Annotated in this window: 15 protein-coding genes; 7 read left to right on the top strand and 8 right to left on the bottom strand. The window is 64.2% G+C overall.

The annotated features are described in order from the left end of the window. The first annotated feature begins 208 nt into the window (after positions 1-208). The 7 genes from fabD to gmk all read left to right on the top strand — a co-directional run bounded on the left by fabD (position 209) and on the right by gmk (position 6,953). Positions 209-1,150 (top strand): ACP S-malonyltransferase, encoded by a 942-nt coding sequence (fabD, locus tag EN869_RS23770; protein WP_127228413.1) that lies wholly within the window; start codon positions 209-211, stop codon positions 1,148-1,150. Positions 1,151-1,238: 88 nt separating this feature from the next. Then, complete coding sequence (gene fabG / locus EN869_RS23765) at positions 1,239-1,976, top strand: 3-oxoacyl-[acyl-carrier-protein] reductase (protein ID WP_127228412.1); 738 nt, start codon at positions 1,239-1,241, stop codon at positions 1,974-1,976. A gap of 209 nt (positions 1,977-2,185) precedes the next feature. Next, positions 2,186-2,422 carry an acyl carrier protein gene (locus tag EN869_RS23760; protein ID WP_006203723.1) on the top strand — a complete coding sequence of 79 codons (237 nt, stop codon included), beginning with the start codon at positions 2,186-2,188 and terminating at the stop codon, positions 2,420-2,422. Between the two features lie 34 nt (positions 2,423-2,456). Beyond that, positions 2,457-3,719 carry a beta-ketoacyl-ACP synthase II gene (gene fabF, locus EN869_RS23755; protein ID WP_127228411.1) on the top strand — a complete coding sequence of 421 codons (1,263 nt, stop codon included), beginning with the start codon at positions 2,457-2,459 and terminating at the stop codon, positions 3,717-3,719. 153 nt (positions 3,720-3,872) lie between these two features. Then, positions 3,873-5,138 (top strand): endolytic transglycosylase MltG, encoded by a 1,266-nt coding sequence (gene mltG, locus EN869_RS23750; protein WP_127228410.1) that lies wholly within the window; start codon positions 3,873-3,875, stop codon positions 5,136-5,138. 244 nt (positions 5,139-5,382) lie between these two features. After that, positions 5,383-6,273 carry a YicC/YloC family endoribonuclease gene (locus EN869_RS23745; protein ID WP_127228409.1) on the top strand — a complete coding sequence of 297 codons (891 nt, stop codon included), beginning with the start codon at positions 5,383-5,385 and terminating at the stop codon, positions 6,271-6,273. Positions 6,274-6,278: 5 nt separating this feature from the next. Continuing rightward, positions 6,279-6,953 (top strand): guanylate kinase, encoded by a 675-nt coding sequence (gene gmk, locus EN869_RS23740; protein WP_127228408.1) that lies wholly within the window; start codon positions 6,279-6,281, stop codon positions 6,951-6,953. Positions 6,954-6,991: 38 nt separating this feature from the next. Here the strand turns inward: gmk and EN869_RS23735 are convergent, their stop codons facing one another. The 8 genes from EN869_RS23735 to lptG all read right to left on the bottom strand — a co-directional run bounded on the left by EN869_RS23735 (position 6,992) and on the right by lptG (position 14,761). Further along, positions 6,992-7,285 carry a type II toxin-antitoxin system RelE/ParE family toxin gene (locus EN869_RS23735; RefSeq protein ID WP_127228407.1) on the bottom strand — a complete coding sequence of 98 codons (294 nt, stop codon included), beginning with the start codon at positions 7,283-7,285 and terminating at the stop codon, positions 6,992-6,994. Further along, positions 7,282-7,590: a type II toxin-antitoxin system RelB/DinJ family antitoxin gene (locus EN869_RS23730; RefSeq protein WP_127228406.1), complete on the bottom strand. Its 309-nt coding sequence runs from the start codon at positions 7,588-7,590 to the stop codon at positions 7,282-7,284. The genes EN869_RS23735 and EN869_RS23730 overlap by 4 nt, the downstream gene beginning before the upstream one ends. A 54-nt stretch (positions 7,591-7,644) precedes the next feature. Then, positions 7,645-7,941 (bottom strand): DUF1330 domain-containing protein, encoded by a 297-nt coding sequence (locus EN869_RS23725; protein ID WP_127228405.1) that lies wholly within the window; start codon positions 7,939-7,941, stop codon positions 7,645-7,647. 71 nt (positions 7,942-8,012) lie between these two features. Further along, positions 8,013-8,858 carry a 16S rRNA (adenine(1518)-N(6)/adenine(1519)-N(6))-dimethyltransferase RsmA gene (rsmA, locus tag EN869_RS23720; RefSeq protein ID WP_127228404.1) on the bottom strand — a complete coding sequence of 282 codons (846 nt, stop codon included), beginning with the start codon at positions 8,856-8,858 and terminating at the stop codon, positions 8,013-8,015. 7 nt (positions 8,859-8,865) lie between these two features. Beyond that, positions 8,866-9,900, bottom strand: a complete 1,035-nt coding sequence (gene pdxA / locus EN869_RS23715; RefSeq protein ID WP_127228403.1) for a 4-hydroxythreonine-4-phosphate dehydrogenase PdxA — start codon at positions 9,898-9,900, stop codon at positions 8,866-8,868. 148 nt (positions 9,901-10,048) lie between these two features. Next, positions 10,049-10,972, bottom strand: coding sequence for a peptidylprolyl isomerase (locus EN869_RS23710; protein WP_127228402.1), 924 nt, complete (start codon positions 10,970-10,972; stop codon positions 10,049-10,051). A gap of 307 nt (positions 10,973-11,279) precedes the next feature. Continuing rightward, a complete protein-coding gene (locus EN869_RS23705; RefSeq protein ID WP_167507108.1) occupies positions 11,280-13,679 on the bottom strand; it encodes an LPS-assembly protein LptD in 2,400 nt (799 codons plus the stop codon). Then, positions 13,679-14,761: an LPS export ABC transporter permease LptG gene (lptG, locus tag EN869_RS23700; RefSeq protein WP_127228400.1), complete on the bottom strand. Its 1,083-nt coding sequence runs from the start codon at positions 14,759-14,761 to the stop codon at positions 13,679-13,681. The genes EN869_RS23705 and lptG overlap by 1 nt, the downstream gene beginning before the upstream one ends.

The following is a 14,761-nucleotide window of genomic DNA, read 5'->3' as shown; positions in this document are numbered from 1 at the left end:
AAGCTAGCGCCTGTGGCGGAAATAAGAAGAGCCAGCAAACTAAACGTGAGCGGTTTTCATCAGGTGTGATCGCCAAAAAGCCTTTTGGAACAGGGAGTCACCGTGGTTTTCCGGCTGAAATGTACCGCGAACGGCCGCCCGCGGGCTTGACTTGGCCGTCCGCCTTGCGCCAGAGGCAGGGAAAAACCAGCCTCTGGAGAGACCAAAAATGGCCGTCGCATTCACCTTTCCGGGCCAGGGCAGCCAGGCCGTCGGCATGGGCAAGGACCTCGCCGACCAGTTCCCCGAAGCGCGCCACGTCTTCGAGGAAGTCGACGCCGCGCTCGGCGAAAGCCTGTCGAAGCTGATCTGGGAAGGCCCGGAAGAGACGCTGACGCTGACCGCCAACGCCCAGCCGGCGCTGATGGCGGTGTCGCTGGCGGCGATGCGGGCACTCGAAGCGCGCGGCTTCTCGCTGAAGGACAAGGTGGCCTACGTCGCCGGTCATTCGCTGGGCGAATATTCCGCGCTTGCCGCGGCCGGCTTCGTTTCGGTCGGCGACGCTGCGCGGCTGCTACGCACACGTGGCAATGCGATGCAGGCGGCGGTGCCGGCCGGAGAGGGCGCCATGGCCGCGATCATCGGGCTGGAGCAGGCCGATGTCGAAGCCGCCTGCACCGAGGCCGCGAAAGGCTCGGTCTGCCAGATCGCCAACGACAATGGCGGCGGCCAGCTGGTGATTTCCGGCGCCAAGGCAGCGGTCGAGCTGGCAGCGAAGCTCTGCACTGAAAAGGGCGCCAAGCGGGCGCTGATGCTGCAGGTTTCGGCCCCCTTCCACTCGGCGCTGATGGCACCGGCGGCCGACATCATGCGCGAGGCGCTGGCGGGCGTGGCCAAGCAGGCGCCGGTGGTTCCGGTCGTCTCCAACGTCACCGTCACGCCGACCAGCGATCCGGACGAGATCGCCCGCCGCCTGGTCCAGCAGGTGACCGGCCGCGTGCGCTGGCGCGAGACGGTCGAATGGTTCGGCGCCAATGGCGTGTCGACGCTTTACGAGGTCGGCGCCGGCAAGGTGCTGTCGGGCCTGGCGCGCCGCATCAACCGCGACATCGCCACCGGCGCGGTCGGCACGGCGGCGGATGTCGAGGCGGCGCTGGCGGCACTTGGTTGATAGGCCTGGGCTGACAGGTTTGGGCTGACAGGCTGGCGATTTGGCTGCACCTGTGCGAAGGGTGCGCTCTGAGATCAGGAGACAACAAATGTTCGAACTGACCGGCCGCAAGGCGCTCGTCACCGGGGCATCGGGAGGCATCGGCGAAGCGATCGCCAGGGTGCTGCACAGCCAGGGCGCTATCGTCGGCCTGCATGGCACGCGCGTGGAGAAGCTCGAGGCGCTCGCCGGCGAACTCGGCGATCGGGTAAAGCTCTTTCCGGCGGATCTGACGAACCGCGACGCGGTCAAGGCGCTCGGGCAGAAGGCGGAAGCCGATCTCGAGGGCGTCGATATCCTGGTCAACAATGCCGGCATCACCAAGGACGGTCTGTTCGTGCGGATGTCGGACGCCGACTGGGATTCCGTGATCGAGGTGAACCTCACCGCCGTGTTCCGGCTGACCCGCGAGCTGACCCATCCGATGATGCGCCGCCGCCATGGCCGCATCATCAACATCACCTCGGTGGTCGGCGTCACCGGCAATCCGGGCCAGACCAACTACTGCGCTTCCAAGGCCGGCATGATCGGCTTTTCCAAGTCGCTGGCGCAGGAGATCGCCACCCGCAACATCACCGTCAACTGCGTCGCCCCGGGCTTCATCGAATCGGCGATGACCGACAAGCTCAACGACAAGCAGAAAGAGACGATCATGGCCGCGATCCCGACCCGGCGCATGGGCACCAGCGCCGAGGTCGCGTCCGCCGTCGCCTACCTCGCCTCCAATGAGGCGGATTACGTCACCGGCCAGACCATTCATGTGAATGGCGGCATGGCGATGATTTGACGGGCGACAATCCGCGACCGGACGCCTGTGAAAACAGCCATTTCGGCTTGGACGCCCGTGATTTTTCGTGTAATGCGGCCCGCAACCCGGCGGTTCGGGCAAAAACCGGTCCTGGGGCGTTGCGTTGCCCGCAAGACCATCTTTCAGCTTGATTAGCGGCATTCCGCCCGCTAACGAAGATAGACAACTTAAGACGAGGATTGCCCCAAATGAGTGACACCGCAGAGCGCGTCAAGAAGATCGTCATCGAGCATCTCGGCGTCGATGCCGACAAGGTGACGGAGCAGGCGAGCTTCATCGACGATCTGGGCGCGGACAGCCTCGACACGGTCGAACTCGTCATGGCGTTCGAAGAAGAGTTCGGCGTCGAGATTCCGGACGATGCCGCCGAGACCATTCTGACGGTCGGCGACGCCGTGAAGTATATCGACAAGGCCTCGGCCTGAGTTTTTTCGCAGGCATGACTGGGGAGGACCTGCGATGAGGCGTGTCGTCGTCACGGGCCTTGGCCTGCTTTCGCCGTTCGGCATGGGCGTCGAGCACAGCTGGCGGGAACTGCTCTCCGGCCGCAGCGCCTGCCGGCGCGTCACCGAATTCGAGGTGGACGATCTTGCGTGCAAGATCGCCCACATCATCCCGCGTGGCGACGGCTCGAACGGCACCTTCAATCCGGAGGCCGTGCTCGAGCCGAAGGAATTGCGCAAGATCGGCGAGTTCATCCTGTACGGGATCGCCGCCGCCGACGAGGCGCTGGCCGATTCCGGCTGGAAGCCTGAGACGCATGGGGACCAATGCGCCACCGGCGTGCTGATCGGTTCCGGCATCGGCGGCATCGACGGCATCGCCGAAAACGCGATGATCCTCAAGGAGCGCGGACCGCGCCGCATCAGCCCCTTCTTCATTCCCGGGCAGATCATCAACCTGGTTTCGGGCCAGGTTTCGATCCGCCACGGCCTGAAAGGCCCGAACCATGCGGTGGTCACTGCATGCTCGACCGGCGCGCACGCCATTGGCGACGCAGCCCGGCTGATCATGTGGGGCGATGCCGACGTCATGGTGGCGGGCGGCACCGAGGCGCCGATCACCCGGCTGTCGATCGCTGGCTTCGCTGCATGCCGCGCTTTGTCAACCGAGCGCAATGACTCGCCCGAGACCGCGTCGCGTCCCTATGACCGCGACCGCGACGGCTTCGTCATGGGTGAGGGCGCCGGCGTCGTCATCCTGGAAGAGTTGGAGCACGCCAAGGCGCGCGGCGCCAAGATCTATGCCGAAGTCACCGGCTATGGCCTGACGGGCGACGCTCATCACATCACCGCGCCGGCCGAAGACGGCGATGGCGCATTCCGCTGCATGACGGCGGCGCTGAACCGGGCGAAGCTTTCGCCGGCCGACATCGACTACATCAACGCGCACGGCACCTCGACCATGGCCGACACGATAGAGCTCGGCGCGGTCGAGCGCCTGGTCGGCAATGCCGCCTCGAAGATTTCGATGTCATCGACCAAGTCGTCGATTGGCCATCTGCTTGGCGCGGCGGGTGCCGCGGAAGCGATCTTCTCGATCCTCGCCATCCGCGACAACATCGCGCCGGCGACGATCAACCTCGACAATCCGGAACGCGAGACGGCGATCGATCTTGTGCCGAACAAGCCGCGCCAGCGTCAGATCGATATCGCGCTGTCGAATTCCTTCGGCTTCGGCGGCACCAACGCCTCGCTCGTGTTCCAGCGTTACAATGGCTGAAAGATCCCAGGGAACCGCGCGCAGCCGTTTTCGACCGGGATTGCTCAGAGACGGATAACCGGCCGGCAGTCCCGCCACCTGCCGTCATTTTTGCCAAATTCTCCCCTAGCCTGTAACTGGGGGATTCGTTGCAAGATCAGACGGTAGGGCGCCATGAGCACAAATCCGGGGAACACCAATCCGGGCGAAGGCGGGGATTTCGGACGGCAGGGCACGAAGGGTCCGATCGTGCCCAAGACGGCCGCCGAAGCGTTGCGCCCGGAGGCCGGCACGCCGCCGCCGTCGAAACGCTCGCGCGCCTCGCGCAGCCAGGTCGTCGTTTTCCTGAATTTCTTCCTCTCCGTGGTGATCCTGCTCGTGCTCGCCTCGGGCGCGGCGCTCTATTTCGGCATGCAGGCTTTCGTCGAGCCCGGCCCATCCGCCAATGGCGACACTTTCATGATCAAACCGAACACCGGCGTGCAGGAGATCGCGGACCAGCTCGAACGCCGCAACTTGATCAGCGATGCCCGCATCTTCCGGCTCGGCGTGCGCGCCACCGGCAACGAAACCGCGCTGAAGGCCGGCGAATACGCCATCAAGCCGCGCGCCTCGATGCGAGACATCATGGAGCTGTTCAAGAGCGGCAAGTCGGTGATGTACTCGCTGACCATTCCCGAAGGGCTGACGGTCGAGCAGGCGCTGCAGCGCGTCGCCGAGCAGGATGCGCTCACCGGCGACATGCCGGCGACCTTGCCGCCCGAGGGCAGCATTGCCACCGACACCTTGCGCTTCACCCGCGGCGCCACCAGGCAGCAGATGGTCGACAAACTGGTCGCCGACCAGAAGAAGCTGGTCGAGGAGGTCTGGTCGCATCGCGCGCCCGACCTGCCGATCGCCAACATCGATGACTTCGTCACGCTTGCCTCGATCGTCGAGAAGGAAACGGGCAAGAGCGACGAGCGTTCGCGCGTCGCTGCGGTGTTCCTCAACCGCCTGGCCAAGGGCATGCGGCTGCAGTCCGACCCGACCATCATCTACGGCCTGTTCGGCGGCAAGGGCAAACCCGCCGACCGGCCGATCTACCAGTCCGACATCGACAAGCAGACGCCCTATAACACCTATCTGATCAAGGGCCTGCCGCCGACGCCGATCGCCAATCCCGGCCGCGCGGCGCTCGAGGCGGTCGCCAATCCGTCGAAGACCGACGACCTCTATTTCGTCGCCGACGGCAGCGGTGGCCACGTCTTTGCCGCGACGCTGGAAGAGCACAATCAGAACGTCGCCCGCTACCGGACGCTGCAGAAGAAGCAGGCGGATGCCGCCGCCAAGGCTTCCGGCCAGACGACGGCGCCAGCCGCTCCCGATGGCAACGCCGACGGCAATGACGCCGGCGACGGCGGCGAGAACGGTGACGCCGGCGGCGACGCGGCGCAGTAGGCGCAATGCATGTCGCCCAAAAGTGCGTAGCGGTTTTGGGATAACGACATGCATCAGACAGGAGCATGTCGCCCAAAAGTGCGTAGCGGTTTTGGGATAACGACATGCATCAAACGGAAACTCGCGTCCTTTGACGCGGGGCCATATTCATGTTTTGAGGGGACGCCGGTAGATCGTCCGGCGATTTTTGGGATGCGCGGCGCCGGGCCTTACGCCTGGGCTGCGACAGGGGGACGACAGGGCAATGAGCCTGCAGAGCATGACCGGCTTCGCGCGGTGCGCCGCCGAAAGCGAAGGCACCTCGATCGCCTGGGAGGTGAAATCGGTGAACGGCAAGAGCGCCGAGGTAAGGCTGCGGCTGCCGCAGGGTTTCGACCGGCTGGAGACCGCGGTTAGGCAGACCGTTCAGAAGCGCTTCGCGCGCGGCAATTTCCAGGCGACGTTGACCGTTGGCCGCGCCGCCGCAAAGCAAACTCAGCCGGTGGTCAACGAGGCGTTCCTCAAGGACCTGGCGGGACTCGCCAAGCGCTTGCAGGAGCAGTTCGACACCGGGCCAGCCACCGCCGACGGCCTGCTCTCGCTGCGCGGCGTGCTCGACATTCCCGAGGCGATAGAGACCGAGGAGGAGCGGGCGACGCTTGATGCCGCGATCCTGTCGGCGCTCGAGACGGCGCTCACCGGCCTGGAGCAGGCGCGCCGCGGCGAGGGCGCGGCGCTCGGCGCACTGCTTTCCGGCCATGTCGACATCATCGAGGCGCTGACGCTGAGGGCGGAAGCCGACCCGTCGCGCGAGCCTGCGGCAATCCGCGAGCGCATCGCCGATCAGGTGCGTCTCCTGATGGACTCCTCGGCCAATCTCGATGTAGTCCGGCTGCACCAGGAAGCCGCCTTCCTCGCCACCAAGGCCGACATCCGCGAGGAGATCGACCGGCTGAAGACGCATGTCGCATCCGCTCGGGCGCTGCTCAAAAGCGGCGGTGCGGTTGGCCGCAAGCTCGATTTTCTGGCGCAGGAATTTAACCGCGAATCGAATACCCTATGCTCCAAATCGAACGCCGCCGCGGTCACCGCGATCGGGCTGGAGCTCAAGGCGGTGGTCGACCAGTTTCGCGAACAGGTCCAGAATCTGGAGTGACGGGAATGGTTGCCAAGGAGCCGACGGCTGCCAGGGATCTGGGGTCCCGCATCCGCCGCCGCGGATTGATGCTGGTGCTGTCGTCGCCGTCGGGCGCCGGCAAGTCGACGATCGCGCGCAACCTTCTCGAAAGCGATGGAAGTCTCGAACTTTCGGTCTCCGTCACCACGAGGCCGCGCCGCGGCTCGGAGATCGAGGGTGTCCACTATCATTTCCGCACCATGCGCGAGTTCGAGCGGCTGCGCGATTCCGATGCGCTGCTCGAATGGGCCGAAGTGCACGGCAACTGCTATGCGACGCCGCGCGAGCCGGCGGAAATCGCGCTGGCCGAAGGCCGCGACATGCTGTTCGATATCGACTGGCAGGGCGCCCAGCAGCTCAAGGAGAAGATGCGCGCCGACATCGTCTCGATCTTCATCCTGCCGCCGTCGATGAAGGAATTGAAGGCGCGCCTGAAGCGCCGCGCCGAGGATCAGGAATCCGTCATCGAGACCAGGCTGAAGAACGCCCGTCTCGAGATCGAGCATTGGAAGGAATACGACTTCGTCATCGTCAACGACGATCTCGACCGCGCCTTCGCCGAGGTCCGCGCCATCGTCACGGCGGAGCGGCTTCGGCGCGACAGGCGGCCTGGCCTGTTCGACTTCATTTCGGGATTGCTGGACGAGAAGACGCAGTGAGCAAGGCGCCGTGGCGTCGCCAAACCGAACAAACTGTATCAGCAGTCTTGCAGATCGTCTGGCCAACGCTGTGCTCCATGAAGCACGCGCAGGATTCGAATCCTACCCTCGGTGAGTTGGTAGGCTGCTACGTATGGTGTCCCAACGATGACAAGCTCCCGTGTCCCTGAGAGTCTGCCGGTCCGGCCGCTTTCGGGAAAGTCTCGAAGGCGGCTGACGGCGGCGACAATCCGCTCATCCACGGCGATCGCGGCAGTAGGGTTGTCGGCTTCAATATGGGTAAAAATGCCGTCGCGGTCGGAACGCGCGAATGGCGACCAGACAATCTTCAAGATTTTTGTTCACCAGCCTTGCGGCGTGCCGCCGCGCGTCGCTCGGCAAAATGGGCCTCGACGTGTTCGTCCGAAATATCGGGCCGAGTGTCGTCGAGCGCCTCGCGCACTTTGGCGCGAAACCACGCGTCGTACGCCTCGTTGTTTGTGACCAGATCGATGGGAAGCACACCCTCATTGGCAGTACGGGTGAGCAGTATGCGAACCGCATCAGAGACCGTCAGCCCCATGCTTTCGAGCACCGCGGAAGCCCGATCCCGGATCTCGGCGTCTATACGAGTCTGGACAAGTGCGTTCGTTGGCATGATAGCCTCCTTTGCCATAAATGTAATGCGTCTGAATGACAAATGCTACCCTTGTCATGTACTGAACAAGCCCTCGACCAGAATGAGGTTGCGGCTCAGCGCTGTATCGCGAACCTCGAGTGCGGCTGCGTATTCGTCAGAGCGGTACCAGCGCCGCGCGGTTTCGATATCAGGAAATTCAACGACGATCAGCGGCCCGGGTCGCCAATCGCCCTCCAATGTCTCCACGTCGCCGCCCCGGACCAGATAGCGTCCGCCATGCGCGGCGATAGAGGCCGCGGCGCGGGTTCGATAGGCTTCGAACGCTTGCCGGTCGCGGATCGTAACGTCGGAAATGATATAGGCGGGCATTGCAGGCTCCAGGCGGTTTCGCCCGCCTATCTATGGCGCCGTCTTGTGGGTTCCAGTGGTGGCGCCGGCAATCAAACGGCGTTGGTCAGCCGCACGAACTCTTCCACGCTCAGCGTCTCGGCCCGCCGTGTCGGGTCGATGCCGGCTCGCGTCAGCAACGCTTCGCCGCCCAGGCTCTTCACGCTTTGCCTGAGCATCTTGCGGCGCTGGCCGAAGGCGGCCTCGGTGACGCGGCCGAGCTTTCTGCCGTCCACCGGCAGGGGAGACGGGCGCGGCACCAGATGCACCACGGAGGAGGTGACCTTCGGCGGCGGCGTGAACGCCTGCGGCGGCACGTCGAAGGCAATCCTCGCCTCGGTGCGCCAGCCGGCCAGAACGCCGAGCCGGCCATAGGCATCGCTGTCCGGGCCCGCGGTGATGCGCTCCGCCACCTCGCGCTGGAACATCAGCGTCATCGACTGGTAGAAGGGCGGCCAGTCGGCCACGGTCAGCCAGCGGATCAGAAGCTCGGTGCCGATATTGTAGGGCAGGTTGGCGGCGATCTTCACCGGCCCTCCGTTTGCCGTGCCGGCGAGTGCTGAAAAATCCGTTTTCAGCGCATCGCCGGGGATGACCTCGAGGCGTCCGGGATAGTGGCTGGAGACCTCCGCCAGCGCCTCTAGGCAGCGCTCGTCACGCTCGATGGCGATCACGCGCCGCACGCCGTTGAAGAGCAGCGCCCGCGTCAACCCGCCGGGGCCTGGACCAACCTCGATCACCGTCGCCTCGCCGAGATCGCCGGCGGCGCGGGCGATCTTGCTCGTCAGGTTGAGGTCGAGCAGAAAATTCTGCCCGAGCGCTTTCTTGGCCTGCAGGCCGTGTCGCTCGATCACCTCGCGCAGCGGCGGCAATCCGTCGATCGTGGTGCGCCCGTTCAACTGAGCCTCACGCGGCGGCCGAATGCCGGCCGCTGTCGGCCAGCCGCCGCGCCAGCCTCAGCGCGGCGATCAGGCTGTCCGCGCGCGCAATGCCTTTGCCGGCGATGTCGAAAGCGGTGCCGTGGTCGGGCGAGGTGCGGATGAAGGGCAGGCCCAGCGTGACGTTGACCGCCTCGTCGAAGGCCAGCGTCTTGGCCGGGATCAGGGCCTGGTCGTGATACATGCAGAGCGCCGCGTCATACGAGGCGCGTGCGCGCGGATGAAACATCGTGTCGGCCGGCAGCGGCCCGATCGCGTCGATGCCTTGCACCCTCAACCTCTCGACGGCCGGAGCGACGATCGCGGCATCCTCCAGGCCCATGGCTCCGCCTTCGCCGGCATGCGGATTGAGCCCGGCGATTGCCAGCCTCGGCCGGGCGATGCCGAAGCGGCTCTTGAGATCGGCGGCGGTGATGCGCGCGGTGTCGAAGATCAGCTCCGTCGTCAGCACCTTCGGTACTTCGGCCAGGGGGATGTGGATGGTCACCGGAACCGTGCGAAGATCCGGCCCGGCCAGCAGCATCACCGCTGTCACATCCTTGCCGGCGTAGCGCGAAGCCAGGTGCGCCAGATATTCGGTGTGGCCGGGAAAGCCGAATCCCGCGTCGTACAGCGACTTCTTGGCGATCGGGCAGGTGACCACCGCGGCGGCGCGGCCGGCGAGACAGTCGGCAACGGCGCTGTCGATGGCTTCGATGGTGCCGGCGGCATTGGCCGGGTCCGGCTCTCCCGGGCTGTCGACATGACGCGCTTGCAGCGGCACGATGGGCAGGGCGCGGGCAAAATGATGCGCTGCCTGTCCCGGCAGCGTCTCGGCAATCGCCAGATTCGCGCCGATAAGGCGGGCGCGGGCTTCGATCAGGGCAGGGTCGGCGAGCAGGTAGAAGGGCGGCACGCCGGCGCTGTCGCCCGCCTGCCAGGCGGCGATGGCGATCTCCGGCCCGACGCCCGAGGGATCGCCGACGCTCAGCGCCAGCGGCGCGTCAGTCCTGTGCGCGCTCATGCGGAGGGTTGGCTACGGTATTGCACGCTTGTTGCCCGGAGCATGATGCCGAAAAGTGTGCAGCGGTTTTCGGACAACATCATGCTCGATTCTTTGATTTAGAGACGGATTCAGATTTCAGGTCAATTCGACCTGAAATCATCTGTCTCTAGCGCTCGACGATTTTGGCCTTCTGGCGCAGCTCGGCGACATATTTCTTGCTGAGCTCGTCGGCGTCCTTGTCGTTGCTGCCTTCGGCCTGAAACACCATCTGCGCGGCCTTGTCGTCGGAAACCTCGCGCGAGGAACAGATACCGATGAATTCGATGCCGCGCTCGGTCTCGCGCGTCGGCGTCGCGCCGCCGACCTTGGTCGCCTTGATTTGCTCGGCCCAGTCGGACGGCAATTGCGGCGCCAGCACACGGCCGAGGTCGCGCACGGTGACGTCGAGCAGGCCCTTGGCGAATTCGCGGGTGGTGGCGCAGCCGTTGAAGCGGGCGCGCATGGCGTCGGCCTCGCGCTTGCGTTTGGCGAGCGTGGCGGAGCGCTCGGACGCCGGCACCACGAAGATCACCTGCTGCAGCATATATTCCATTGCTGTCGGCTTGGATCCGCCCTTGTCGAGCATACGACGGACCGCATCCTGTTCGGTTACCGAGCCACCTTCGCCGGAGCGGTAACGCGCGCCGAGCGCCTGGTTCCAGGCCATCTGGGCGCGAATGAATTCCTTGAAATGTTCCTTGGTGACGCCCGACTGCGCCATGATCGCGTCGAGTTTGGCGAGCGGCATCTTGTTGCCCGAGGCGAAGCGCTGGTAGGCGGCGTCGACCTGCTGATCGGTGATGCGGATGCCGAGCCGCTTGGCCTCGGCCAGCCGCAGCGTCTGGTCGATCATCTCCTCTTTGGCATCGCCTTTCTTATGCTGCAGCTTGAAGAAGGCGGCGCGGTGGGCGATGTCACCGGTGGTGATCGGGATGCCGTTGACGACATACTTGATCTCCGCGGCGAAAGCAGGCTGCACGACAGCGGTGACCGGAACCGAGGCGGCCGCCACCAGAAGCGCCAATCCTGCCGAAACCAGGTATTTCCTCATCTTATCTTCCCAATTTGCCCACCACGACGGCGCCGCGCGCCCTCCGAGCGCCTGCGCATGCGGTCGACCCCCATGCCCGTCCTATACGGCGAAACGATGTCGCCCTCGGAATCAGCGCATTTTCGAGGGTTCACGCCCCAAATCAAGACCAAAGCGCCATCGGCGGCCCTAAAGCGCGTCGCGATCTTTCAGATTTGCCCTGTGCGCTTTAGGTTTTCGATTTTGCGCATCTCTTTGTCGCGGAACCGGTTACCACTTTCCGGAGACATGCTTCAACGACGCACGGCTCCAGGCCGTGCGCCTGCCCTCACTGGATGGTGTCGACCGCGCTTGTCGACGAGCCGAAATCACCGAGCGTGCGGAACGACAGGTTGAAGCCGATGCTCTGCGACAATTCCTTAGTGATGGAATCACGCGTCTGCGAATACGTCATGATGTAGGTGAAGCAGGAATCGTTGTAGGCGAAGCCGACACCGTCCTTGACCAGCACATTCTGCTCGATGTCGTAGGTGCCGGTTCCGAACAGCCGCCAGTTCTGCGCCAGATGCGTCGAGGCGCCGAGCGTGACCTCGTGGCGGTCGGTGGTGAAGCCATAGAGCGGCTGCGCCTCGATGAAAGCGTATTTGGCGCTGAGCGATATCGGCAGCCCGGAATAGGCGGCCTTCACTTCGGCGCGCCTGACCTCGAAAGTCTGCTCGTCGAAACGCCCGCTTACGGACCCGGAGAAGCCGCTCGGGCTGTTGAAACCGATCAAGCCGACATAGTCCGAGGTCGGCTTGTCCAGGCCGGATTCGGCGGCGACATTGACGAAATCGGGTGCGGTGAAGGAGTTTTGGCCCGCGAGCTGATAGGACTGGCCGAAGATAGCATTCGTGGCCCAGCCGTTGTCGTAGGCGCCCGAGTAGCGGAAGCCGACATTGGCGCGCGTGCCGCCTTCGATACGGTCATAGCCCGAGAACTTGTCACGCTCGAACAGCGTGGTGGCGTCGAAGACGAAGCTTTGCGCGTCTTCGTTGGGAACGGCCAGTCCGCCGACATATTGCTCGTTCGGACGCACAAAGACCTGAGCGGTCGGCTCCAGCACATGGCTGGAGTTGGCCATTGAAAAAAGCAGCGGCCAGCGCGCCTCTAGGCCGAGAGTGGCCATGTAGCGGGCAAGCGAGGAGCGCGTATCGACATCTTCACCGAGATTCGTCCCCATCTGGTTGACGGCGGCGAGCGAGGCCGAATTGGCGTTGACATAGCCGGTGTCGCCGCGGAAGGCGAGCAGCGGCGTCAGTTGCAGGCCATCATCGGTGGTGAAGGTGCGCTTCCATTCGGCTTCCGCCGTCAAACGGCTGGATTGGCCCTCTATGCCCGGAACGCGCAGAACCGAACCTCCGTCGAGAGTTTGGTCCAGCCGGTCGCGGCTGATGACGCGCGCATTGACGTTGAATGACAGCTGGCCGCCGGCCAGCGGCGTGTCCGGAATATAGGCGTAGTCGAAGGACGGCAGCACCCAGGGCTGCTTGGACGCGCGCGCGGTCGGGTCGCTGGAGAGCGTGTTCTCCTGGACCTCGAAGCGCATGGCGCGAACGTCGAAATAATTGCGGTTGCTCAGGCCCGTCAGATAGATCGACGACTGGTGGACGAGGTCGCTGTAGCCGTCGATGCTGTAGGTGCGCGAGAAGCTCTTGTCGGTCTGAAGCAGCACGTCCCAGCCGAAATTCCAGCGCTCATTGATCGCGAACTGGCCCTTGGTGCCCATCATGCCGCGGAACTTGTTCGGATCGTTGGCCGGTCCCGAATTCACGTTGTAGCCGCTGGAATCGACGAACGCGCCGGGATCCTGCTGATTGATGCCTGCGATCTTCAGCGTGTACTGGCCGTTGTTGAAGCGCTGGCGCCACTCGGCCTCGCCGAGGAAACCCTGCTTGGTGTAGCCGGTGCCGGTGACGGTCAGGTCATAGGTCGGAGACAGCGCGAAATAGTAGGGGACTTTGACGCCGACGCCGAGATCGCTGTTGTAGGCGACGCCGGGGATCAGGAAACCGCTCTTGCGCTTCACCGTCGGGTCGGCGATCTCGAAGGCCGGCAGGTAGGCAAGCGGGAAGCCGAAAAATTCGAAATTCGAGTTTTCGAAGCGAACCGTCTTCTTCTCGCCGTTCCAGATGATCTTCCTGGCCTTGACGCGCCAGGTCGGCGCTTTGTCCGGCTGGTCCTCGCAGGGCTCGCAGGCGGTGTAGACACCGTTGTGGAAGGTGGTGAGCACGCCACCCATGCGCTCGGCGCTCTCGGCGGCGAAATAAGCCTTGTCGATCGTCTCCACGCGCAGCGCGTTGAGGAAGCCGTCGGCAAAGTCGTCGGTGATGTCGATATGATCGGAATTGACCTTGGTGCCGTCGCTGTTGACGAGCTCGACGGCACCGCTGGCGACGAGTCGCTTGGTGTCGCGGTTGTACACCACGCGCTGGGCGACCAGCTTGTTGCCGCCATAGTCGATCTGGACGCCGCCGACGGCGGTCACCGTATGCTTGTCGTTGTCATAGACGAGCGTATCGGCGGCCAGCAGCATCTGCGTGCCGGAGGGGACGGGCTTGGCGGCAATCGTCTGCGCCAGCGCGGGTACCGTCGGTACCGCGCAAGCGAACAGACATGCCAAGGCTGTCGCCCCATAGAGGCGTGCCAAACCGGCCTGCCTATGGCTGCGCAATCCAGCCTCCCTCACTAGCCGTCTTCCTTGTATAGCAGAAAGGTCACCCCAAAGAACATAGCCACGACAACCGGAACCCATGCAGCCACCACCGTAGGCACGAATCCGGCTACACCGAATGCCTTGACCAGTACCGAAACGACATAAAGCAGAAAGCCGGCCACGACGCCACCCAGAATCATCGTTGCAGACTGCCCCATTCGCGCAAATCGCATTGAAACCGTTGCAGCAATCAGCGTCATGGCGACGAGAAGGAACGGCAACGCCACCAGCGAATCAAACTGCATGGCGAAGGCATTTGCCTTGAGCCCGAAGGAGCGGGCAACCTCGATCTTGCGCGGCAGCTCGTAGAAAGGGATGGTTTCCGGACGCGCCAGGCGCTCCTGCACGAATTCCGGCTTGAGATTGGTCGGCACCTTGTCGGACGCCAGCGCCTGGATATTGCCGCCCCTGAAGACCTTGACGTCCTGAAGTTCCCAGTAGCCGTCGCGCAGGAAGGCCTTGGCGGCATCCTTGCGCTCGGCGATGTTGCCCTGCGGGTCGAGGACGAAAAACACTACGTCAGCCATCTCCAGCCCCTGGTTGAGGATGGCGCGGGCGCCGATGATGGTGTCGCCCGATTCGGTCTTCTGCCTTAGCCATGGCGTGACATTGGTGGTGACGGCGTTCGACTTGCCGGCCCTGAGATCGTTCTCCATCTGCTCGGACCAGGAAAAACCATGCGCGGCGATCGGGTTCATCACGCCCACCGACAGCACGCCGAACATCAGCGCGCCGACGCAGCACGGGAACAGGAACTGCCAGGCCGAAACGCCGGCCGAACGTGCGATCACCAGCTCATAGCGTCGGTTGAGCGACACCAGCGTCGCCATCGCCGAGAACAGCCCGACGAACGGCACCGTCTGCAGCATGATCATCGGCATCCTGAGCGCCGAGATGGCGAAGGCGGTGCCGTAGGTGAAGCCCGGCAGGCCTGTCGTGCGGCCGGACAGCTCGGTGAAATCGATCAGGAACACCAGCGCCAGCAGGCCCAGGAAGAACCAGAAGGTGATCGTGACGTAGCGGAAGAAGAAATAGCGGCCCAGCGTCCAGCCCAT

The organism is Mesorhizobium sp. M2D.F.Ca.ET.226.01.1.1 (genome assembly GCF_004022705.2).
GTDB lineage: Bacteria > Pseudomonadota > Alphaproteobacteria > Rhizobiales > Rhizobiaceae > Mesorhizobium.
Note: the sequence above shows the minus strand (reverse complement) of the source record. Positions and strands in the feature narration are given on the sequence as shown.